The following is a 21829-nucleotide window of genomic DNA, read 5'->3' as shown; positions in this document are numbered from 1 at the left end:
GCGCCGCGTTAACTGGTTCCTGCTGAGAAACCGTTTTGTGAAAAGCGTCGTCTTTGCTAGGCTGACGGCAACGCAACACACAGCTGCGCCGCCGGATACTTCGCCGCTGCTGGCGCAAAGGACGCATCGTGACCGACTCTCCCGACGGCCTGAGGCCGCAGCAGGGGGAGATACGGAACGGCAGGCACTCCTCCGCAGGCGCCGCACCAGAAAAGGCGGCAGCGGCAGAGGCAGCGCAGAAGGGAGACGCCACCCGTGTCTCTCAAGGGTCGGCCCACAGCGGGACTCCGTCAGGCCGGCCCCATGCCACCGGATCTCCCGAGACCGTTCAATCGGAGCCCGCACCCACGTCTGGTGCGCCCCTCTCTCCCAATGGTGCTTCGCCGTCCTCGCCGGGAACGGACGAGCCCTCACGCCGCCGCCGCCGCCGCAAGCGGCGCGGCAAGGGATCTCGGCACAAAGCGGAAAATCAATCATCGCATACGGAACACTCTTCAGCTCCCTTGCAGTCGGAAGCGCACGAGCACAATGAAAAGCGGGACACGGCCGGCAATTCTGCCAGCGCGCGCTCTGGCCAAGCAAGTTCTGCCACGGGCGGACATTCGCAGGAAAACGCAGTTGCAGGCGAGGACGCGCCGTCCGGCAAGTCACGCCGCAAGCGCCGTCGCGGTCGGGCCCGCAAGCAGACCCGCGAACTGCAGGGCACGCCGTTGCGCTGTGGTGAGGCCGCACCCGTGCCCGCCGCCGACCAGTCCGACCCAAGAGGCCCCCGCAAGGACAAAGCCGAAGGCGCGACGGCCGTATCCGGCGATCAACCAGGGTCCGCGCGCCACGCCGCACCCCGCTTTCCACCGCGCGGCGGCGCGCGGCCGCGTCGCGATGCGGATGATCTTTATGCCGCTCTCGATCTCGGCACCAACAATTGCCGCCTGCTGGTTGCGCAGCCAACCCGTCCCGGCCAGTTTCGCGTCGTCGATGCCTTTTCGCGGATTGTCCGCCTCGGCGAGGGGCTGGCCGCCAATGGCCGCCTTTCCGATGATGCCATGAACCGTTCGATCGAGGCTTTGCGGGTATGCGCCGGCAAGCTGGGCAGCCGCCGCGTGCGCATGAAGCGGCTGATTGCCACCGAGGCCTGTCGCGCCGCCGGCAATGGAGCGGAATTCCTCGAACGGGTGCGCCGCGAGACGGCGCTTGAACTGGAGGTTGTCGACAGGGAAACCGAGGCACGCCTGGCCGTCGCCGGCTGTTCCTCGCTGATCGATCGCGACACCAAGGGGCTGGTCCTGTTCGACATCGGCGGCGGGTCTTCTGAGATCGCCATGATCGATCTGAGTGAAAACCGCTCCAATCGTCTGGCCAATCACATTCGCGCCTGGACTTCGCTGCCGGTCGGCGTTGTCACGCTGTCCGAACGCCATGGCGGCAGCACAGTCACCCGGCAGTCCTTTGAGGCCATGGTCGCCGAGGTCGAGACCATGCTGGCTCGCTTCATGCCGCCCGATCTGCCGGCCTTCGCGCCGGATGCCGATCCCGCCTGCTTTCATCTGCTTGGCACCTCTGGAACGGTGACGACGCTCGCCGGCCTGCATCTGGAACTGCCCCGCTATGATCGCCGCAAGGTTGATGGCGTCTGGCTGTCTCGCGACGATGTCGATCGCACGCTCGAACGTCTGTTGACCTGGGATTTCAACCAGCGCGCCGCCAATCCCTGCATCGGCGCCGACCGCGCCGATCTGGTTCTGGCGGGCTGCGCCATTCTCGAGGCCATCCGCAAGCGCTGGCCGTCCGAGCGCATGCGCGTTGCCGACCGCGGCTTGCGGGAAGGCCTGCTCAACGAAATGATGGGACAGGATGGTGCGTGGCGGCGTGCCGGCCGCCGCTACCGGTCCAAGCTGCGCGCCGCACCCCTGTATCAGCACGGGGGATCCAAGCCATGAGCCAGCCGCCTTCGCGTTCCAAGCCGGGCGGTCGCAAGCTCGGTCAGAAGATCAAGAAGGGCAAGCTCAAAGCCTCTTCGCGCCGCTGGCTGGAGCGGCATCTCAACGATCCCTATGTGCAGCGGTCCAAACAGGAAGGCTATCGCTCCCGCGCCGTCTACAAGCTGCTCGAGATCGACGAAAAGCACCAGATCCTCAAGGGCGCCCGAAGGATCATTGATCTCGGCGCCGCACCGGGTGGCTGGTCGCAGATTGCCGCGCGGGTCACGGGATCCGATGAGGACCATCCGCGTGTTGCGGCAATCGATTTTCTCGAGATGGACGCGCTGCCCGGCGTGCGGTTTCTGCAGATGGACTTTCTCGACGATGCAGCACCGGAAAAGTTGATGCAGGCACTCGGCGGCGCGCCTGATCTCGTCCTGTCCGACATGGCGGCGCCGACCACCGGCCATGCCAGCACGGATCATCTGCGGACCATGTATCTGTGTGAAGTCGCGGCACATTTCGCGGTCGATGTGTTGCGGCCCGGCGGGCACTTCCTCGCCAAGACATTTCAAGGCGGGACCGAACGCGAACTCTTGACCTTCCTCAAGCAGAATTTCCGCTCCGTCATTCATGTCAAGCCGCCCGCCAGCCGCTCCGAATCCGTTGAAATGTTCGTCCTCGCCAAGGGCTTCAAGGGGCGGCGTGCGTCGGAACACGATGCCGAAGAAGAGGCCGGGACGGAGAACGGAGCCACGCTCCGCTCTGCTGGCGCCGAGGATGGTTCGGACTGATCGCGCATGCCGGCAGGCGGGGCGTCACGGGTTAAAAACTTGCCACTGCCGCATCCGGTGCCACATACTCGCAAGGACCGCGCGGCCGTCCCGGCGCACAGAACGGTATCGTCCGGTGCTGTCGTTCACCATGCAACCCCTGCAGGAGAAATTCGATGACACTCACCCGCCGCCATCTCATCCACAGTGCCGCAGCCGGAGCGACCCTCGTGCTTCTGCCGTGGCAGGCCCGAGCCGACAATCACGCCGCTGCCGCGACCGATACCTTCGAGACCGGGGCTGGCGACATTTCGGTGCATCCGATCAGTCACGCCTCGTTTGTCATGGAAACACCGCTGGGCGTCATTCACGTCGACCCTGTCGGCGAGCCCGCGCAATACGCAGACCTGCCGGCGCCGGATCTCATCCTCATCACGCATGAGCATGGCGACCACTACAATGCGGATACGCTCGCCGCCCTGGTTGGGGACAAAACCGAAATCATTGCCAACCCGGCCGTGCACGCCATGCTGCCGCAGACGCTGAAGGAACGGGCGCGCCTGGTCTCCAATGGCGAGAATATCCTGTTTGGCGGCATGCAGATCGAGGCGATACCCGCCTACAACATCACCGAGGAGCGCCAGAAATTTCATCCCGAGGGCCGCGACAACGGCTATGTGCTGAATTTCGACGGCTTTCGCGTCTACATTTCCGGTGACACCGAGAACACACCGGAAATGAAGGCGCTGCAGGATATCGATCTGGCTTTCCTGTGCATGAACCTGCCTTTCACCATGGATGTCAAACAGGCCGCCGATGCCGTGTCGGCATTCAAGCCGAAATATGTCTATCCCTACCACTACCGCGGCCGCGACGGTGGCACCCAGGACCCGGCGGAATTTGCCGAACTGGTGAGCGATGAGATCGAGGTCCGCATGGGCGATTGGTACGGCTGATTCTTCGGCCCGGCTCCGGCTTCTGCCGGGGCCGGACGTGCCGGTAGTACCGGGCGCCTGCGCTCAACCCGCTCTTCAGGGGCCGCTCGCCGCGGCGCCCATGGCCCCTCGATAACAACTTTCTGTCATTTGCCGCCCCCGTGCCCTTCCGCATTGGCAAGAGCCATGGTACCAGCCCTTGCCAACGCAGGATGCCGCTTTCGGCTCCCTATTTCCCGACAGGACCAACAGCGATGGCAAAGATCATTGAATATTCGACCGGCGCACTGGCGCTGACCTTCGACGACGTGCTGCTTCAGCCCGGCCATTCGGAAATCATGCCCGGTCAGACAAATATCGCAACCCGCATTGCCCGCGATTTCGATCTCAATCTACCGATCCTGTCCTCGGCCATGGACACGGTGACGGAAAGTCATCTGGCGATCGCCATGGCCCAGGCCGGCGGCATCGGCGTCATTCACCGCAACCTCACGCCGGCCGAACAGGCCGAAGAGGTACGCCAGGTCAAGAAGTTCGAGAGCGGCATGGTCGTCAACCCGGTGACCATTCATCCGGATGCCCGCCTGTCGGATGCGCTCGAATTGATGAAGATGCACCGTATTTCTGGCATCCCGGTCGTTGAACACCATGGCCTTGATCGCAACGGCCCCGGCCGCCTTGTCGGCATCCTGACCCATCGCGACGTGCGTTTTGCCTCGGATCCGGCGCAGCCGGTCAGCGAGTTGATGACCCGCGAGAATCTGGTGACAGTCAACGAGACAGTCGATCTCGCCGAGGCCAAGCGGCTGTTGCACTCGCACCGCATCGAAAAGCTGCTGGTCGTCGATGGCAACGGGCTGTGCGTCGGGCTGATCACCGTCAAGGATATCGAAAAGTCACAGCTCAACCCGAATGCATCCAAGGATGCCCAGGGCCGCCTGCGCGCCGCCGCGGCAATCAGTGTCGGCGACGATGGCTACGAGCGGGCCGAGCGGCTGCTTGACGCCGGCATCGACATGATTGTCATCGATACCGCGCACGGCCATTCGCAGCGTGTTCTCGATGCCGTCTCGCGCGTCAAGACGCTCTCGAACTCCGTGCGCATCATGGCCGGCAATGTCGCGACCGCCGAGGCGACGAAAGCCCTGATCGATGCCGGCGCCGACGCGGTCAAGGTCGGCATCGGCCCGGGCTCGATCTGCACGACGCGCATTGTCGCCGGTGTCGGCGTGCCGCAGCTTTCCGCCATCATGTCGGCGGTCGAGGCCGCGCAGAAACAGGATGTGCCGGTGATCGCCGATGGTGGCATCAAGTTTTCCGGTGATCTCGCCAAGGCCATTGCCGCCGGTGCGTCGGCGGCGATGGTTGGCTCGCTGCTCGCCGGCACCGATGAAAGCCCTGGCGAGGTCTATCTGCACCAGGGCCGCTCCTTCAAGGCCTATCGCGGCATGGGCAGCGTCGGGGCCATGGCACGCGGGTCCGCCGACCGCTATTTCCAGGCCGAGGTGCGCGATACGCTGAAACTTGTCCCGGAAGGCATCGAAGGCCAGGTGCCCTACAAGGGACCGGTCTCTGGCGTGTTGCACCAGCTCGCCGGCGGTCTGCGCGCCGCGATGGGCTATGTCGGCGCGGCCGATCTTGCGAGCTTTCACGAGCGCGCCACCTTTGTGCGCATTTCCAATGCCGGCTTGCGCGAAAGCCACGCCCACGATGTCACCATCACCCGCGAAAGCCCGAACTATCCAGGCGGCGCCTGACGGCTCCACGTGTTAGAGGAGTAAGCTGCATGAGCACCGCCATTTTCTGGCCGATGATCGCCCAGGTCCTGCTGATTTTCCTGGTTTATGTCGTGGTGTCGCGCCGGCGCTTCGGTGCCGTTCGCAGTGGCGCGGCCAAGGCCGGTGATTTCTATGTGCCGTTCACCGAGCCGCAGCCGAGCGCGACGGCGGTGCGCAACCTGATCAACCAGTTCGAGTTGCCGGTCCTGTTCTTCGCCGCCTGCCTGTCATTGCAGATGGCTGCCGGCGTCAGTATCCTGACGCTCGTGCTGGCCTGGCTGTTCGTCGTTTCGCGCTATGTGCACAGCTATGTGCATCTGACCAGCAATCGGCTGCGCCATCGCCGGCCGCTGTTCATTGTCGGTTTTGCCGCCGTATTCGCCCTGTGGGGGCTGCTCGCTTTGCATTTGCTCGGGCTCGGCCTTTAAGGGCCTGGGCCGTAGCCGGGCCGATCGCCAATCCGATCTCCCGGCGAACGAGCGTGTGGCCTCGAAGTTAACTCGCCCGCGCCACCATCCGCCGCGATTGCGCCAGCAGGCTCTTGGCCGTCGTGCGGCACAGCTCCGCCAGGACATTGAAATCTGCCTGGCGATGACTGCCCTTGCGGTACAGCAGCGCGATTTCACGTTGCGGAGCCGGTGCGGCAAACGCCACCACCCGGATATCGCTGCGTTCTGCCGCCTCGGCGGGGATGGCAATCTCGGGGACCAGGGTCCGACCCATGCCGTTCGCGACCATCTGCAACAGCGTTGTCAGCGATGTCGCGCCGAAATTGACCAGCGCGCTGGCCGCTCCGCCGTCGCACAAGGCCAGCGCCTGATCGCGCAGGCAATGGCCCTCCTCGAGCAGCAGCAACCGGTCGAAACCCGCGCCCCGCGGCGCCAGCGGCGCATCGCGTCCGACCGGGTCGGACGCACCGGCGACCAGGAAAAAGCGGTCGGTGAACAGCGGGATGTGTCCAAGCCACCGTTCTGTGATCGGCAAGGCGGCGATCGCCGCATCGATGCCTCCGGTCTGCAATTGCTCGATCAGCGTGTCGGTGATGGTCTCGCGCACGCGCAGTTCCAGGCTCGGATAGCGTCGCCCGATTTCAGGTGCCAGAGCCGGCAGCAGGTAGGGTGCCAATGTCGGGATCATGCCGAGCGTCAACGGTCCCTGCAGCAGGCCGCCGACCTGCCGCGCCTGTTCCTCGATCGACCGCACTTCGTCGAGGATGCGGCGGAATGCCGGCAGAAAACGCCGCCCCGCATCGGTCAGCACGACGGCGCCGCGCGTGCGCTCCACCAGTTTGCAGTCCAGCCGATTTTCCAGTTCGGCAATCTGCGTCGACAGGGCCGGCTGGGAGACATGCACCTCGGCCGCAGCCTGGCCAAAATGCAGCCGCCGCGCCAGTGCATCGAAATAGAGCATTTGCTTGAACGTGATCACGATAACGAAAAACTATCGAAACTTTCTGAAAATACAATTGGAATCTATTGAGAACCTCCCCCATTCTGCCGGACAAGGCTCGCAGTGACGGGCTTCATTCAGAACATCAGTTGGAGGAACAGATGGACGCCAAGGTCGAAAAATGTCCAGTCATGCACACCACGTTCAAGGGACGCGGCAACAAGGATTGGTGGCCCAATCATCTCAATCTCAAGATCCTTCACCAGAATGCGCCTGCCGGCAATCCGATGGATCCCGACTTCGACTACGCCGAAGCTTTCAAGTCGCTCGATCTCGATGCAGTCAAGCAGGACATCTTCCAGGTGCTCACCGACAGCCAGGACTGGTGGCCGGCCGATTGGGGCCACTACGGCCCGTTCATGATCCGCATGGCCTGGCATTCGGCCGGCACCTATCGGATCGGCGATGGCCGTGGCGGCTCGTCCTCCGGCAGCCAACGTTTCGCGCCGCTCAACAGCTGGCCGGACAATGCCAATCTTGACAAGGCGCGGCGCCTGCTCTGGCCGGTCAAGAAGAAATACGGCAAGAAGCTCTCCTGGGCCGATCTGATGATCCTGACCGGCAACTGCGCCCTGGAGTCGATGGGCTTCAAGACCTTCGGGTTCGGTGGCGGCCGCGAGGATGTCTATGAGCCGCAGGAGGACGTGTACTGGGGCACCGAGGAAGAATGGCTCGGCGACAAGCGCTACAGCGAGGGCAGGGCACTGGAAAATCCGCTCGCCGCCGTTCAGATGGGCTTGATCTACGTCAATCCGGAGGGGCCCAACGGCAATCCGGATCCGGTCGCCGCGGCAAAAGACATCCGCGAGACGTTCGGCCGCATGGCGATGAACGACGAAGAGACCGTGGCGCTGATCGCCGGCGGCCATACCTTCGGCAAGACCCATGGCAATGGCGATCCCACGACAGTCGGCGCTGAGCCGGAGGGTGCCGATATCACCGAGCAGGGCTTTGGCTGGACCACCGGCGGCAAGGGCAACGAGGCCTTCACCTCCGGCCTCGAGGTGATCTGGACCGACACCCCGACCAAATGGGGCAATGGCTTCTTTCACAACCTGTTCGCCTATGAGTGGGAACTGACTAAAAGCCCGGCCGGTGCCCACCAGTGGCAGCCAAAGAATTCCGAGGCTTATGACACCATCGAGGACCCGCATGAGCCGGGCAAGCGCCGCACGCCGAACATGCTGACCACCGATCTGGCGCTGCGCTTCGACCCCGTCTACGAGAAGATATCGCGTCGCTTCTACGAGAACCCAGAGGAGTTTGCCGACGCTTTTGCCCGCGCCTGGTTCAAGCTCACCCATCGCGACATGGGCCCGAAGGTGCGTTATCTCGGGCCGGAAGTGCCAGCCGAAGATCTGCTCTGGCAGGATCCGGTGCCGGCCGCCGATCATCCGCTGATCGACGAGGCTGACATTGCCGATCTGAAGGAAAAGATTCTCGCCTCGGGCGTTGCCCCGCACGCCCTGATTTCTGCCGCCTGGGCTTCAGCGGCCACCTTTCGCATTTCCGACAAGCGCGGCGGTGCCAACGGGGCCCGCATCCGTCTGGCCCCGCAAAAGGACTGGGAGGTCAATGAACCGGCGCAACTCGCCGGCGTCCTCGATGCTCTCGAGAGCATCCGGAACGATTTTGACAGCGCCGCATCGGGCGGCAAGAAAGTGTCCATGGCCGATCTGATCGTCCTGGGCGGCGCGGCGGCGATCGAGAAGGCGGCGCGCGACGCCGGACACGACGTCACGGTGCCGTTCGCCCCGGGCCGCACGGACGCCACAGCGGAAATGACCGATACGGAATCGTTCGGACCGCTCGAGCCGAAGGCCGATGGATTCCGCAATTATGTCCATGCCGACCAGAAGACCATCCCGACCGAACAATTGCTGGTCGACCGGTCGCAACTGCTCGGTCTGTCGGCACCGGAAATGACCGTGTTGATCGGCGGATTGCGGGTCCTCGGCGCCAATCACGGAGCAACCCCCTACGGCGTCTTCACCGATCGGCCCGGCACGCTGAGCAATGACTTCTTTGTCAATCTCCTCGACATGGGCGTGGCCTGGAAACAGTCCGAGGACAATGAACATGTCTATGAGGGACGCGATCGTGCCACCGAGGAAGTGAAGTGGCAGGCAAGCCGGGTCGATCTCGTCTTCGGATCGAATTCGCAGCTTCGCGCCCTTGGCGAGATCTACGCCGCGGATGATGCCGGCGGCAAATTTGTCGACGATTTCATCGCCGCATGGACCAAGGTGATGAACGCCGACCGCTACGATCTGCACGCCTGAGGCAGGTTCGTAATGTCATCGACCGGGGCGTCGCGGCGCCCCGGTTTTTTTGTTTCAAGCGCGTCCTACCAGGCCGCGAAGGACGGGATCTCGTCCTGCAAGCCGCGCTCACGCTTGATTCCCGGACTGGACTCGGCCTCCTCGATCGTCGGCGAGGAAATATTGTCGAGGCTGGCGGCAATGTGCCCGCACAGGGCATTGACCAGCGCCGCCGGTGCACCTTGGCGCCGCATCAGACCGATTTGCGCCGGCATAAGAGCGGGAAAACCGTCGGCCTGCGAGAGAATGCGCATTCCCGGTCGCACGGCGCATTCGGGCAACAACGACACCGCAAGCCCCGAAAGTACCGCAGAAGCCACCACCGTGGCCGACCAGCTGGTAAACAGGATCTGGTACTCGCGCTCTGCCGAATCGAGCGCTGCGCAGGCTAGCGAGCGCCAGCGGCAATGCGGGCGTCCGACCGCCAGCGGCACAACGGCCTCTTCATGCACCGCGTGGCTCATCGATGACACCCAGTACAGCGGCTCGGTGCGCACCACTTCCGAACCGCGCAGGCTCGGATCGTGGGTCACCAGAGCAACATCCAGTTCGCCGCGCTGCAGCCGCGCCGCCAGTTCCACGGACGGCTCGCATTCGATGTAGAGTTCAACACCCGGATGTGTCTTGGCAAAGCGGGCGATGATCCCCGGCATGTAGCGGTCTGCATAGTCGTCCGGCGTCCCGACCCGCATCGCGCCTTCCAGCTTGTTGTCATCGAAGGCGACCATCGTCTCATTGTTCAGCTTGATCATCCGCCGCGCATAGCCGATCAGCCGCTCCCCTTCCTCCGAGAGCCGGTTGGTCCGCCCATCCTTGACGAACAGATCTTTGCCGAGCCGTTCTTCCAGCCGCCGCATCTGCATCGAAACGGCCGACTGGGTCTTGCAGACGCGGTCAGCCGCCCGGGTGAAACTGCCGGTATCCACAATCGCGATGAAGGTTTGCAGTTGATCGATATCGAGCGGTGCCGGCATCTGGGCCTCCCATCAAGAATATTGATGGACATGATTAGAAACATTCGTTGGACTGATCAATCCATTCGCGGCAATTTCCTCTCGAAAACGGGCGGACGGGCGGTGCCTTGCAGGCGCGCCTCGGCGTGCCCGTCCAAAGGTGGCCGCAACATCAGGGAGAACGCCATGGCACAGTCAGCGACCGTTTCGAGAAGCCCGGCGGCCAAGTCCCCTCTGGCAGGATTGACCTCATATGCAACCCGGATCCTGGTGCTTGGCGTGGGAGCAATGCGGCTGCGCGCGCGCAACCGACGCGCGGCGCGAATACTGGCGGAGATGACCCCCGAGCAACTGGCCGATATTGGGCTGACCCGCCACGATCTCGCAGCAAGCATCAGAGCTGAATCTCAGGGTGACTTTACGCGTGAACTGGCGCGACGGGCCCGACTTAACGCGCAATCGGGGCTTCGCTAGCCCTTCGAAGTCCCCGGCGGGGAAGTGCAGACCCTGTATTGACCCCGTCATTTGCCCGGTCGCTGCGGCGGCCGGGCTTTTTGCACCCTGGACGTCAGCGCTTCGGGTCCATACCTTTCATATATTGGTCGAATATCGTCTCGATCTGCTTTTGATAGCCACGCTGCACCTCGCGGCCCGCCTCGAACATCGGGCCGAAAATATCGGCAGGCGAAGCCGCACTGCTTGCGCTGCCTTCCTGGCCATCGCCCGCCGCGCTGCCCTTGCGTGTTTTCGCACCGCTTTTCGCGGAACCGGCACTGCTGCTGTCTTGAGTGCCCGCCGTCAGCATGTCGCGCCACGCCTGCATGAAGGGATTTGCGTTCAAGGCTTCGGCGAAATCCGGCTGCTTCGTCTCGGCGGCGCGCGAAGTCTGTGGCTGTCCGAACGCTCCATCGACCATGCCCTTCATCGCTTGGCCGAACGGCGTCTCCAGCGCCGCCTGGCCCGCCTCCATCTGACGCCGCCCGGCGGCGGCAAAGTCACCCTTCATCATCTCCGAGATGATATCGCTGACCGCCTGGCCGTATTTTCCGGTTGCGGTATCCGTTGCACCCATCCCGCCGCCGGCCATCTGTCCGGTCGCCTGTTTGAACAGACCGCCCATGATCGCCGCGGCGACCGCCGGCAACATCTGCTTGTAGATCGTTTCCGTGATGCCGGTCACCATTTCCGCCTGCGCAGCGACCGCCCGGCTGACATCCTTGGACCCGAACAGATGGCCGAGTATATTGTTGCCCTCGGCAGCGCCGGCCGGCGTGAAGGCGCGGCGCAGATCATCGAAATACTGCACGTGATTGCCACTCGCCAGCGCCTGCAGGAATTGCCCCATATCCATGGGATTTTGCACGTTACGCTTCAGCCCGGCGGAGAAAGCCGGCATCAGCGCTTCCATGGCCTGCGTGACCTGCGCTTGCGACAGCCCGAACTGACGCGCCATCAATTGCATGGCCTCGCCATTCTGGGCCCGCGTCATCATCTCGTACAGCGGCATCATCGGCGGCGTCTCCCATTGCTGCGCCTAAGCGCGGAATTGTGCGCCATAAGCGCGGAGTTAGTGCGCCATAAGCGCGGGTTTAGTGCAACATAGACCGGAAAGCTTATACCTCGGCACGACGTGCCGCAACGCGTCCACTCAGATGGGAGAATGTCTGACCGTCGACGCGGTTCCGCCGAACGCAGCGTGCTCTTGCCGAGCCCGATGGCGCGAGCAACAGCAGCGGATGCAGACCCGGCGGAAGCAGGTGCCTAATAGGCGAATTCGCCAAACAGCGGATCGACCGATCCATTCCAGCGGCCGTGATACAGCGCCAGCATCTCCTCGGCGATCGTCGTGCCGCGCGCCACCGTTTCCTCGAGAGGCGCCAGGAAATGGCTCTCGTCATGACCTTCGCTGTTCAGCCGGGCCCGGTTGACCAGTCCCTGCCGGGAGATCGCCAGCACCTCCTTGGCAAGGTTCTGCAGCGTGCGGCCGCGAAAGGCGGTCTTCAGCCCGTCGCGCGGCACCACATCGCGCATGTCCTGCACTTCGGCCACGCTCCAGTCGCCGGTCAGATCGCAGATCGCATCAAGGGCCGCATCGTCATAAAGCAGCCCGACCCAGAAGGCCGGCAGCGCACAGATGCGCCGCCACGGCCCGCCATCGGCGCCGCGCATTTCGAGAAAACGCTTCAGTCGCACATCGGGAAACAGCGTCGAGATGTGGTTGGTCCAATCGCCCAGTGTCGGCTCCGGCTGGTCGATTTCGCCTTTCAGCGCGCCATTCATGAACTGCCGGAAGGTGACATGCGTGGCATCGTGATAACGCCCATTGCGAATGATGAAATACATCGGCACGTCGAGGGCCCATTGCGTGTAGTCGGCAAAGCCGAAATCATCGCGGAACGTGAAGTCCAGCAGGCCCGCCCGCTGGTTGTCCGTATCGCGCCAGATATCGCCGCGCCAGGACACCAGCCCGTTCGGCCGACCGTCGGTGAAGGGCGAGGAGGCGAACAGCGCTGTCGAAAGGGGCTGCAGCTTCATGCCGACCTGCATCTTGCGTCGCATGTCGGCTTCCGTGGCGAAATCGAGATTCACCTGGATCGTGCAGGTCCGGTACATCATGTCGAGGCCCTGGCTGCCGACCTTCGGCATGTAGCGGGTCATGATGTCATACCGCGATTTCGGCATCCGCGGTGTCTCGTCCCGCCGCCATTTCGGACTGCCGCCCATGCCGAGAAAGCGGATGCCGAGCGGATCAGCAATCTCGCGCAATTGCGCCAGATGCGCGTTCGATTCGCGGCAGGTCTGGTGAATGGTCTCCAGCGCCGCACCTGACAACTCGAACTGGCCGCCCGGTTCAAGACTGATGGCGCCCTGGCCGGTCGGTTCGACAAGACCGATGATGTTGCCCTCATCGACGATCGGTTCCCAGCCGAGGATCTCCGACATGCCGACCAGCAGACTGCGGATCGAACGCTCGCCATCATAGGGAACGGGTGTGTTGTCCTCGGCGAAAAAGGCGAATTTTTCGTGCTCGGTGCCAATCCGCCATTGCGAGCGCGGTTTGCAGCCGCTGGCGAGATAGGCGCTCAACTCGTCGATCGAGCCGATCGGCGTTTCATCAGTCGTGTCGCGTGCCATGAAGGTTCCGTTGGTAAGGGGCCGCTACGGCGTGCTGCCCCGCCGCATGGCGGGAATAAGATTGTGGCCCCTGCTTGGACCGGTTTTCCGCCTGCTGCAAGTCAAAAGGGCTGAACATCGTTCAAAGGTGTTTGACACAAACCGTCAAGGGGCACCGGGCGGCGGGTCCTCGCTGCGAGACAGAGACGCTGCGCCGCGGCCTTGGTGCTGCCAGTCGCCGAGCAGCATCTGTACCGCCGTCAATGCGGCGACAGCTGCCGTATCGGCGCGCAGGATGCGCGGTCCGAGCGGAATGGCGGTGACGAAGGGCAGGGCGCGCAGGCGCTCGCGTTCGTCATCGGAAAAGCCGCCCTCCGGCCCGATCAGCACACCGAGATGGTCGTGCCGGACCGCCGACAGCGCCGGTGCCGGATTGTCTGTGCCGCGATCCTCGTCGCAGAAAATCAGCGCCCGATCTTCCGGCCAGCCCTCCAGCAAGCTGTCGAGCCGGACGACCGGCCGCAGCTCGGGCACTGCCAGCACCCCGCATTGCGTCGCCGCCTCGATGATCCAGCTCTCCATCTTGCCGGAATTGAGGCGCGCATTCTGGGTGAAGTCGGTGATCACCGGCTGGATCGCGCCGGCGCCCATCTCGACGGCTTTTTCGACAAGCCAGTCCAGTCGGCCCGCCTTGATCGGCGCAAAACAGAACACGAGATCGGCAGCTTCCGGCTGTGGCCGTTCGCGCCGGACAGGAACCAGCGTCACCGCCTTGCGCGACGGGATCTCGATCCGCGCCCGCCATTCGCCATCCCGACCATTGAACACCAGCAGTTCACGGCCGCTCTCCATCCGCAAAACATGCAGCAGATAGTGGCTCTGCGCCCGGTCCGCGGCGATACGGACATCTTCCGATAGGCTTTGCATGACGAAAAGCCGCCTGAGTTTGTAATTGGCTCGCATGGCCGCAAGCAATGGCCAGCCTGGTGGCCTCCGTCAAGTGGGTGCAACTATGCTGCTGAAGAGTGCCAGCCCGGTTGATAGCCGGCCCGCAGGACTTCGATGATCGCTCTCGGCGTCACCAGCCGCAACGGCAGATCGAAGCCCGCGGCACGGTCATTCAGCGCTTCGGGCGCCCCGTAGCCCGAAAATGACCAGGCGCGCGCAGCCCCTTCGCGCAGGGCCAGCCATCGCGATCCCGCTGCCACCACCGTGCCATCCGGCAGGTCGGCAAGCGCATCGGTTGAAAGGATCTCCGGCGCTGCGCGTCGCGATTGCCACCGCTCCCGGTGCAGCACGGCGTCCATCTCAGGCGCGCGGACGGGCGTGGCCGCACGGCCACCCATCAGGCCGCTTTGCCAGCCGCTTTGAAAATCGAGTGCGGCAGCGCGCCGGCAGAGAAAACATGGACGGTGACCCGCCGCCAGTGCTGTCACCTCATCAAGAAAGAACAATTCGCTCCAGCCAGCGCCGGCGCTTCCAGGCCCGCCGTTCCGACCCCAGACGTCGCGCCGTTGCCCCTTGTAGGACAGGCTGCAGCAGATCCAGGCGTGTGTCGACCAGCGCCGGCCGAGCCGGCTGCGTGTCACCGGGTCATGAATGCTGCCGCGATTGCCCGTCCATTCGCCGCGCGCTGGCGTCGCATGCAGTGCCCCGGATGGATCGCACCGGTTGCCGAGCGGCATGCCTATGCGCCGGCCCGGCTCATTCCGGTGGCCGCTCCAGCCAGGATCAGCACCGCACCGCCGCCCCGGCCGATGGCGCGCATGGTTCCGGGCCGTCGCACCATGCGCCGCGCCGATGCAGCGGCCAGGCCATAGGCGCCGGCATTGACCACTCCGAGCAGCGTGAAGGTGATGACGTAGAGTGCCGCCTGCGGCCCGTATGCCAGCGCCGGATCGATAAATTGCGGCACAAAGGCCACGAAGAACAAGATCCCCTTCGGGTTGAGGGCCGTGACCAGAAAGGCATCGCGGAACACCGTGCGCAGGGCCCGCCCGTCGCCGGCAGCCGCGACATCCAAATCGGCTCCGAGGCGCGGCGGATTGCGCCACATCCTTATGCCGATCCAGATCAGATAGGCGGCGCCGGCCAGTTTGAGAGCCTGGAACAGGCTGGCCGAGGTGGCGAGCACGGCTCCGGCTCCGGCCAGTGACAGGCTGGTGGCCAGAAGATCGCCGGCCGCCACACCGGCGACGCTGGCGAAGGCCACACGGCGACCATCGGCCAGTGCCTGACTGATCACCAGCATCACCGTCGGCCCCGGAACCAGAAGCACGAGGAGGCTGGCGATGACGAAGGCACCGAAATGAGCAATCGAGATATCCAAGGCCTGTCCTCCGCAGAGCGTTCACCAACGTGCTGCAACAGCCAAGCCGCAAAAAAAGGGAATGGTCAAGATGTCCGCGCGGCCGGCCCGCCCCGGCCCGTCAGGGCAAGTCAGGGCAAGTCAGGGCAAGTCTATGTGTGCGTCAGGATATTGACAATTTGCCCGGCCGGATCGCGCACGAAGAAACGCCGCACGCCCCACGGCTCGTCGACGGGGCCATAGGTCACCTCGTAGCCGCGTTCCATCACGCGCGCCAGGACCGCATCAAAGTCGTCGACCTCGATCGAAAGGTCCGGCACGCCGGTGCCCGATCCGCCTTGCGTGGCAAAGCTGATCTGCACGGGCGAGGGGCCTTCGCACGCAGCCGCCGGGCTGAAAAAGGTGACAATCCAGCCCATATCCATGGCCGGCTCCATGCCCAGCACATCGCCATAAAAGGCCTGGGCCACAGCCGGGTCGGCCACCTGAACATTGCGTACGATCCGTCTGACAGCCATGACCTCATTGCTCCGCACTGCGAGGACCCGGGATAGGCACGCTTCGCGCACCATCCGGTCCGGTCTGCAGCAGCCATTTGCGCCGCCCCTCGGCCACCAGTGCCGTCAGCACTCCGGTGTCGAATGCGCAGGTGTCGATATTGACACGATTGCGGCGCAGTTGCACCGCCGCATGCGGCGTGTGGCCATGCACGATCAGCCGCGGGTGCGGCCCCTCAAAGTCCAGAAACTCGCGGCGAATCCAGGTCAGATCATTGCGGCTTTGCTGCGCCAGCGAAACACCGGGACGAATGCCCGCATGGCAGAAGAAGAAATCGCCAAACTCGGCGCTGGCGGGCAAAGCCTCGAGGAAGCGCAGATGCTGCGCCGGTACGGTCGCTGCCAGGGCCTGCCGCGAGGCGGCAAAGGCGGCTTCGGACCGCTCATCCAGATTGACGCCGTAGCTTTCAGCGGTCTGCCGGCCGCCAAAGCGCAGAAAGAAGTCTTTTTGCGCGCTGTCGCGCAGGAATTCGAGCATGCGGTCGTCATGATTGCCGGCCAGGCAGATGAACCGAGGATCCCTGCTGCGCTCGGTCAAAAGGTCGAGCACGCCGCGCGACTCCGGCCCGCGGTCGACATAGTCACCCAGCATGACAATGCGCCACTCTTCCGGCCCGTCGCGGGCAATTTCCGCCTCGACACGGTCGAGCAGCCGCGCCAGTTGCTCGCGGCAGCCGTGCACATCGCCAATCGCCACGATCCGCATGCCGGCCGGCGGCTCTGCCGTCTCGAACGAGATGCCGGTCGTCATGTATCAACGATGATCAGATGCAGTGCGCGCGGGCCGTGGGCGCCAAGCAGAATGGTCTGTTCGATGTCGCCGGAGCGGGAGGGCCCGGTGATGACATTCACCGTTCGCGGCATCTTCGCCGCATCTTGCCCGCCGCCAGCAGAGCGGCCGCCCGCCAAGTTCTCGCGATCCGTTTCGTTGCGAAGAGCGCTCCAGACACTTTCCATGTCGCCGGCAATAGCGTCCGCATCGACGATCACGACATGATGTTCGGGCAGGAAATTGAGGGTCGTCGGGTTGTCAGCACCCGAGTGCAGCACCACGCTGCCCGTCTCGGCGATCGCCGCAAAGGCATGGCTGACACCGACGAGATCCGTTCCCTCCGAGGGGCCCTTGCGTACGTCCAGAGTTTTCTCCCGCGCCCACGGCACCCGCGCCAGCCGTCCATCCTCACCCATGCGTATTGCGGCCGGCAGGTTGCGCTCGCGCAGATAATTGCTCACCTCGGCTGCGACCTCCTCATAGGAGGAGAGCCGGGCGATCGTCGCGCTGGCGGCGCTGGCCATCTCTTCGAACAGGGCCACCCGTTCGGCCCTCGGCAATTGCCCGCGTGCTGGAATGACGCCGCGCGGTGCGGTCTCGAGCCGCGCGCGAACGCCAGCTTTCCTTTGCTCGTCACCGGCCCTTTCGCCCGCAGACCTGCCATCCGGCCCGAGAGTGGCGCTGCGGATGCGCCGCAATATCGCCTCGCGCGCGCTCATTGCGCCACCTCACTCCGCCTATGGCCACGCTGTTGCCATTGCTGCACGAAGGTCTTGCCTTCAGGCGCCGGCAGATCGCGGTGGCGCGTCCAGCCGCCGGCCAGCGGCAGATGCGAAAACCGGCGCTTTGAGCCGCCGAACCGCGCAAGGATCGGCATCGCCACGGCCACCGCGGCGCGGTAAAGCCTGGGGCGCCGCGCAAAAAATGCCCAGAATTTCAGACCATAGCGCTGCGCGGCCGGTGTCAGGTGGCGTTCGAATTCGCGTTCGCGCCAGTGGCGCATCATTTTCGGCAGCGGAATGCGCATCGGGCAGACGGACTCGCAGCGCCCGCAAAAGGTCGAGGCATTCGGCAATTGCCCTGTCTTCTCGATGCCGTTCAACGACGGTGTCAGCACGGCACCCATCGGCCCGGGATAAACCGATCCATAGGCATGGCCGCCCACCGCGTGGTAGACCGGGCAGTGGTTCATGCAGGCGCCGCACCGGATACAGCGCAGCATGTCCTGGTACTCGGTGCCGAGCATTGACGAGCGGCCGTTGTCGAGCAGAACCACATGATACTCTTCCGGCCCGTCCGGATCGTCCGCACGCCGCGGCCCGGTCGAGAACGTCGTATACACGCTCATGTCCTGTCCAGTCGCCGAGCGCGCCAGCACGCGCAGGATCTGCGCCGTATCTTCGAGTGTCGGAACGATCTTCTCGATCGATGCCATCACGATGTGCACCTTGCCGAGCGTCTGCGTCAGGTCGCCATTGCCCTCATTGGTGACGATCACCGAACTGCCGGTCTCGGCCACGAGAAAATTGGCGCCGGTGATGCCGACATCAGCGGAGAGATAGCGCTGGCGCAGCACGTCGCGCGCTTCGCCGAGCAGGGATACCGGCTCCGACAGGTCGCGGTCCTCCCGCAAATGCGTGTGGACCCGGCGAAAGTCACCTTCGACCTGCGATTTGTTAAGATGCACCGCCGGCGCAATGATGTGGCTCGGGTGCTCGCCGCGCAGCTGGATGATATATTCGCCGAGATCGGTCTCCACCGGCTCGATGCCGTTCGCCGTCAGATGATCATTCAGAGCGATCTCTTCGGTGATCATCGACTTGCCCTTGGTCACCGTCCTGGCATTGGCCTTGCGGCAGATCTCCAGCACGATGCGTCGCGCATCCTCCGCCGTCTCGGCCCAATGCACGACGCCGCCCGATGCAACGACCTTCTTCTCATAGGCTTCCAGATACAGATCCAGATGCGCCAGAACATGATTCTTGATGTCGCGCGCATTGTCGCGCAGCGCGTCGAATTCCGGCAGCGCGTCGACAGCCAGTTGTCGCTTGGCGACAAACCCCTTTTCGACATTCAGCAACGCCTTCTGCAATTGCGCGTTGCCCAGCGCCCGGCCGGCCTGTTCCTTGAACTTGTGCGAACTCAGTTCCATCACGTTGCTCCTGAGCGCCAAGCCTTGCCCTCCTGCCCACCGGTGTGGACGACCGGGCAGCGGCGCTCTTACTTGCGACCGGCGATCGGGGGTTGCTCGGTCATTCCTGCCAGCACTTCAGCCACATGTCTGACCTCCATGGCGGAGCCGGACCGCTTCAACTTGCCGGCCATGTTCATCAGGCAGCCGAGATCACCAGCCAGCAGCGTGTCGGCGCCCGTCGTCTCGATGGAACTGACCTTCTTGCTGACGATCGCATTGGAGATCTCGGCATATTTGACGCAGAACGTGCCGCCGAAACCGCAACACACATCCGGATCCTTCATTTCCGTCATCGCCAGTCCGTCGATTCCGGCAAGAAGCTTGCGCGGTTGATCCCGGATCTGCAGTTCGCGCAGTCCGGAACAGGAATCGTGGTAGGTGACCGTGCCCTTGAACGTCTCCCCGGTCGTCTCGACCTTCATCACGTCGCTGAGAAAGGAAATCAGCTCGAAACATTTCTCGGAAAATGCCGTGGCCCGCTGCGCCCAGCCCGTTTGCTGATCGCCATCCTGCGAAAAAAGACCGGGATAGTGCTTGCGCAGCATCGCAGCGCAGGATCCCGACGGTGCGACAACATAATCGAAAGCTTCGAACGCTTCGATCACCTGCTCGGCGATGGCGCGGCTGTCGGCTCGATCACCGGAATTGTAGGCGGGCTGGCCGCAACAGGTCTGGGCGATGGGCACATGCACCTCGCATCCAGCCTTCTCCAGCAATTTTACTGCCGAAAAGCCGATCGACGGGCGAAACAGGTCGACCAGACAGGTGGCAAACAGCCCGACGCGCGGCGGGCGCGCCGAATCTGCCTGCGGTGTCGCCGCGCCCTCGGGCGTCGGCGCCAGGCTTTCAGAATTCTTCACGCTCAATGCGCCGCCTCCGAGGCTGCCGTGCGCCGGACCTTCGGACGGCTGGAGGGGGAGGGGACCCTTTGCTGCAGGCGCAGCCGCGAGATCCGCTCCCATTCTCCGGTGCGCTGGGCTTCCGCCATGGACTTGACGACGAAATCCATGTGCGCTTGCGCCGCCTGGCGCGCTGCCGCCGGATCGCCCTCCATCACCGCTTCGTAGACCGCCATATGTTGCGCCAGCAGCTTTGCCCGTGCCCCGGCCAGAGTGTAGATCATGGCGCGGTTGTAAAACACGCCCTCGGTCAACAGCCGATAGCAGGAGCGCAAGGTGTGCAGCAGAATGATGTTATGCGCGCATTCGCCGATCGCATTGTGAAATTCGACGTCGATCGCCGCCTCTTCCGCGAAGTCGTCCTTCTCGTGTGCATCTTTCATTGCCGTAATGATTCGCGTCAGCAGCGCCTTGTCATCGTCTGTGGCGCGCAGCGCCGCAAATTCCGCAGCCACGCCTTCAACCTCGCGGCGATATTCAAGGTAATCCTGCGTCGCCTTGCTGTGCCGGGCGATCAGTTCCATCACCGGGCGGGTAAACACCTGACCAATGACATCGGCGACAAAGGTGCCGCCGCCGTGGCGCGCCACCAGCAGGCCCCGTGTCTCGAGCACCTTCAATGCTTCGCGCAGAATCGGCCGCGAAACCTCGAAGCGCCGCGACAGCTCCCGTTCGCCGGGCAGCCGGTCACCGACCCGCAAGATGCCTTCCAGAATCAGGATCTCGATCTGGTGAACCACCTCGTCGGCCGTGCGCCCGTGCTCGACCCGGGCGAAAATGGTATCGCTCATGCCATCCTCCATCGCCGGACCCTAACAAGCGCCGGAGAACATGGTCAATAATATTATCCAGTTTGCGCGTCCGTTCCGAACAACGGAGCGTACAGGGCGTGCAGGAAATCGATGAAGGACCGCACCTTCGCCGGCATGAACTCCCGGCTGGGATACAAGGCGTAAATACCGAGACCGCGCCGTCCCTCATAGGCGTTCAGAACCCGCACCAGTCGGCCATCATTGAGCTCTGCGCCCACATCCCATGTCGAGCGCAGGGCAATTCCCGCCCCGCCGAGCACGGCCTCGCGGATGACTTCGCTCGAATTGGAGCGCAGCGGCCCGCTGGGACGATACGAAATGGTGCCGTCCGGCCCCTCGAGGTTCCAGCTGTCGTTGTTGTGGGGCGGCAAGCAGATGTGCCGGCCAAGGTCAGAGAGATCTTTCGGCGTGCCGTGCCGATCCAGATAGCCGGGCGAGGCACACAGAACGCGCCGCACCGGTCCAAGCTTGCGGCACATCAGGCTGGAATCTCGCATTTCGCCGATTCGTATCGCCAAATCAAAACCTTCGCCGACAATGTCAACGAATTCGTCGCTCAGTTGCAGGTTGATTGAAAGCTGCGGATGGGCGGCCATGAAGCCTTGCATATGCGGCGCGATTAGCATGCGTCCGAACGAGGTCGGGGCAGAAACTTTCAGCGTACCGCGCATGTCGGCCGAGCGCTCGGTCACCAGATTTTCGGCTTCCTCGATGCCGGCCAGCAGTGGCCCGATGCGCGCATGAAACGCCTGCCCGGCTTCCGTCAGCGCCAGTTGCCGGGTGGTGCGCTCAAGCAGCCGCGCGCCAAGCGTCTCCTCCAGCCGGCGCAACCGTTTCGACACGGCTGCCGGCGACAGACCGACCTCCCGTCCCGCCGCCGAAAGAGATCCATTGGCGACGACGCGCATAAAGATCTCCATGTCTTCAAGTCTGCCCACCGTGCCGCTTCCGTCTGTCAGTGCGTTCCCGTGCGAACGCTATGGACGCAATCGCCTGTGCGGCGCAAGCCCTGCACGGATCAGCGCGACTCCCGCCGACCAAGCGG

General features: G+C 63.9%; 21 protein-coding genes. 7 read left to right on the top strand and 14 right to left on the bottom strand.

Annotated elements, in window-relative coordinates; all coding sequences use genetic code 11:
- The first annotated feature begins 170 nt into the window (after positions 1-170).
- The 5 genes from KY465_RS07575 to KY465_RS07555 all read left to right on the top strand — a co-directional run bounded on the left by KY465_RS07575 (position 171) and on the right by KY465_RS07555 (position 5833).
- A complete protein-coding gene (locus KY465_RS07575) occupies positions 171-1937 on the top strand; it encodes a Ppx/GppA phosphatase family protein (RefSeq protein ID WP_219201724.1) in 1767 nt (588 codons plus the stop codon).
- Complete coding sequence (locus KY465_RS07570) at positions 1934-2713, top strand: RlmE family RNA methyltransferase (RefSeq protein ID WP_219201071.1); 780 nt, start codon at positions 1934-1936, stop codon at positions 2711-2713. The genes KY465_RS07575 and KY465_RS07570 overlap by 4 nt, the downstream gene beginning before the upstream one ends.
- A gap of 155 nt (positions 2714-2868) precedes the next feature.
- Positions 2869-3648, top strand: coding sequence for an MBL fold metallo-hydrolase (locus KY465_RS07565; protein ID WP_219201070.1), 780 nt, complete (start codon positions 2869-2871; stop codon positions 3646-3648).
- A 233-nt stretch (positions 3649-3881) separates the two neighbouring features.
- A complete protein-coding gene (gene guaB / locus KY465_RS07560) occupies positions 3882-5384 on the top strand; it encodes an IMP dehydrogenase (protein WP_219201069.1) in 1503 nt (500 codons plus the stop codon).
- A 29-nt stretch (positions 5385-5413) separates the two neighbouring features.
- Positions 5414-5833 (top strand): MAPEG family protein, encoded by a 420-nt coding sequence (locus tag KY465_RS07555; protein WP_219201068.1) that lies wholly within the window; start codon positions 5414-5416, stop codon positions 5831-5833.
- A gap of 67 nt (positions 5834-5900) precedes the next feature.
- On the opposite strand, the gene KY465_RS07550 is transcribed toward KY465_RS07555, so the two are convergent.
- Complete coding sequence (locus tag KY465_RS07550) at positions 5901-6815, bottom strand: hydrogen peroxide-inducible genes activator (RefSeq protein WP_255561519.1); 915 nt, start codon at positions 6813-6815, stop codon at positions 5901-5903.
- 140 nt (positions 6816-6955) lie between these two features.
- Between KY465_RS07550 and katG the strand changes: the two genes are divergently transcribed.
- Positions 6956-9136: a catalase/peroxidase HPI gene (gene katG, locus KY465_RS07545; RefSeq protein ID WP_219201066.1), complete on the top strand. Its 2181-nt coding sequence runs from the start codon at positions 6956-6958 to the stop codon at positions 9134-9136.
- Between the two features lie 65 nt (positions 9137-9201).
- Here the strand turns inward: katG and KY465_RS07540 are convergent, their stop codons facing one another.
- Positions 9202-10149, bottom strand: coding sequence for a LysR substrate-binding domain-containing protein (locus KY465_RS07540; RefSeq protein ID WP_219201065.1), 948 nt, complete (start codon positions 10147-10149; stop codon positions 9202-9204).
- 24 nt (positions 10150-10173) lie between these two features.
- Between KY465_RS07540 and KY465_RS18840 the strand changes: the two genes are divergently transcribed.
- Entirely contained in the window at positions 10174-10602 is a 429-nt protein-coding gene (locus KY465_RS18840) for a YjiS-like domain-containing protein (protein ID WP_428982986.1), read from the top strand.
- A 94-nt stretch (positions 10603-10696) separates the two neighbouring features.
- On the opposite strand, the gene KY465_RS07530 is transcribed toward KY465_RS18840, so the two are convergent.
- The 12 genes from KY465_RS07530 to KY465_RS07475 form a co-directional block, all read right to left on the bottom strand.
- Positions 10697-11638 (bottom strand): DUF937 domain-containing protein, encoded by a 942-nt coding sequence (locus tag KY465_RS07530; protein ID WP_219201063.1) that lies wholly within the window; start codon positions 11636-11638, stop codon positions 10697-10699.
- Positions 11639-11889: 251 nt separating this feature from the next.
- Positions 11890-13263, bottom strand: coding sequence for a glutamate--cysteine ligase (locus tag KY465_RS07525; RefSeq protein ID WP_219201062.1), 1374 nt, complete (start codon positions 13261-13263; stop codon positions 11890-11892).
- Positions 13264-13407: 144 nt separating this feature from the next.
- The gene (locus KY465_RS07520; RefSeq protein WP_219201061.1) at positions 13408-14205 is read right to left on the bottom strand and encodes a 16S rRNA (uracil(1498)-N(3))-methyltransferase; all 798 of its coding nucleotides are present in this window, start codon (positions 14203-14205) and stop codon (positions 13408-13410) included.
- 47 nt (positions 14206-14252) lie between these two features.
- Positions 14253-14927: a hypothetical protein gene (locus KY465_RS07515; RefSeq protein ID WP_219201060.1), complete on the bottom strand. Its 675-nt coding sequence runs from the start codon at positions 14925-14927 to the stop codon at positions 14253-14255.
- Between the two features lie 2 nt (positions 14928-14929).
- On the bottom strand, positions 14930-15565 hold the full coding sequence (locus KY465_RS07510; protein WP_219201723.1) for a LysE family translocator: 636 nt from the start codon (positions 15563-15565) through the stop codon (positions 14930-14932).
- 137 nt (positions 15566-15702) lie between these two features.
- Complete coding sequence (locus KY465_RS07505) at positions 15703-16068, bottom strand: VOC family protein (RefSeq protein ID WP_219201059.1); 366 nt, start codon at positions 16066-16068, stop codon at positions 15703-15705.
- Positions 16069-16072: 4 nt separating this feature from the next.
- The gene (locus KY465_RS07500) at positions 16073-16858 is read right to left on the bottom strand and encodes a metallophosphoesterase family protein (RefSeq protein WP_219201058.1); all 786 of its coding nucleotides are present in this window, start codon (positions 16856-16858) and stop codon (positions 16073-16075) included.
- Positions 16855-17598, bottom strand: coding sequence for a LutC/YkgG family protein (locus tag KY465_RS07495; protein WP_219201057.1), 744 nt, complete (start codon positions 17596-17598; stop codon positions 16855-16857). The genes KY465_RS07500 and KY465_RS07495 overlap by 4 nt, the downstream gene beginning before the upstream one ends.
- Positions 17595-19031, bottom strand: a complete 1437-nt coding sequence (locus tag KY465_RS07490; RefSeq protein ID WP_219201056.1) for a LutB/LldF family L-lactate oxidation iron-sulfur protein — start codon at positions 19029-19031, stop codon at positions 17595-17597. The genes KY465_RS07495 and KY465_RS07490 overlap by 4 nt, the downstream gene beginning before the upstream one ends.
- Positions 19032-19099: 68 nt before the next feature.
- A complete protein-coding gene (locus KY465_RS07485) occupies positions 19100-19915 on the bottom strand; it encodes a (Fe-S)-binding protein (RefSeq protein WP_255561588.1) in 816 nt (271 codons plus the stop codon).
- Between the two features lie 20 nt (positions 19916-19935).
- Positions 19936-20763 carry an FCD domain-containing protein gene (locus KY465_RS07480; RefSeq protein WP_219201054.1) on the bottom strand — a complete coding sequence of 276 codons (828 nt, stop codon included), beginning with the start codon at positions 20761-20763 and terminating at the stop codon, positions 19936-19938.
- Positions 20764-20816: 53 nt separating this feature from the next.
- On the bottom strand, positions 20817-21722 hold the full coding sequence (locus KY465_RS07475) for a LysR family transcriptional regulator (RefSeq protein WP_219201053.1): 906 nt from the start codon (positions 21720-21722) through the stop codon (positions 20817-20819).
- Positions 21723-21829 lie beyond the last annotated feature (107 nt).

The sequence above is a fragment of the Neohoeflea coraliihabitans genome (genome assembly GCF_019334345.1).
GTDB classification, from domain to species: Bacteria; Pseudomonadota; Alphaproteobacteria; order Rhizobiales; family Rhizobiaceae; genus Pseudohoeflea; species Pseudohoeflea coraliihabitans.
Note: the sequence above shows the minus strand (reverse complement) of the source record. Positions and strands in the feature narration are given on the sequence as shown.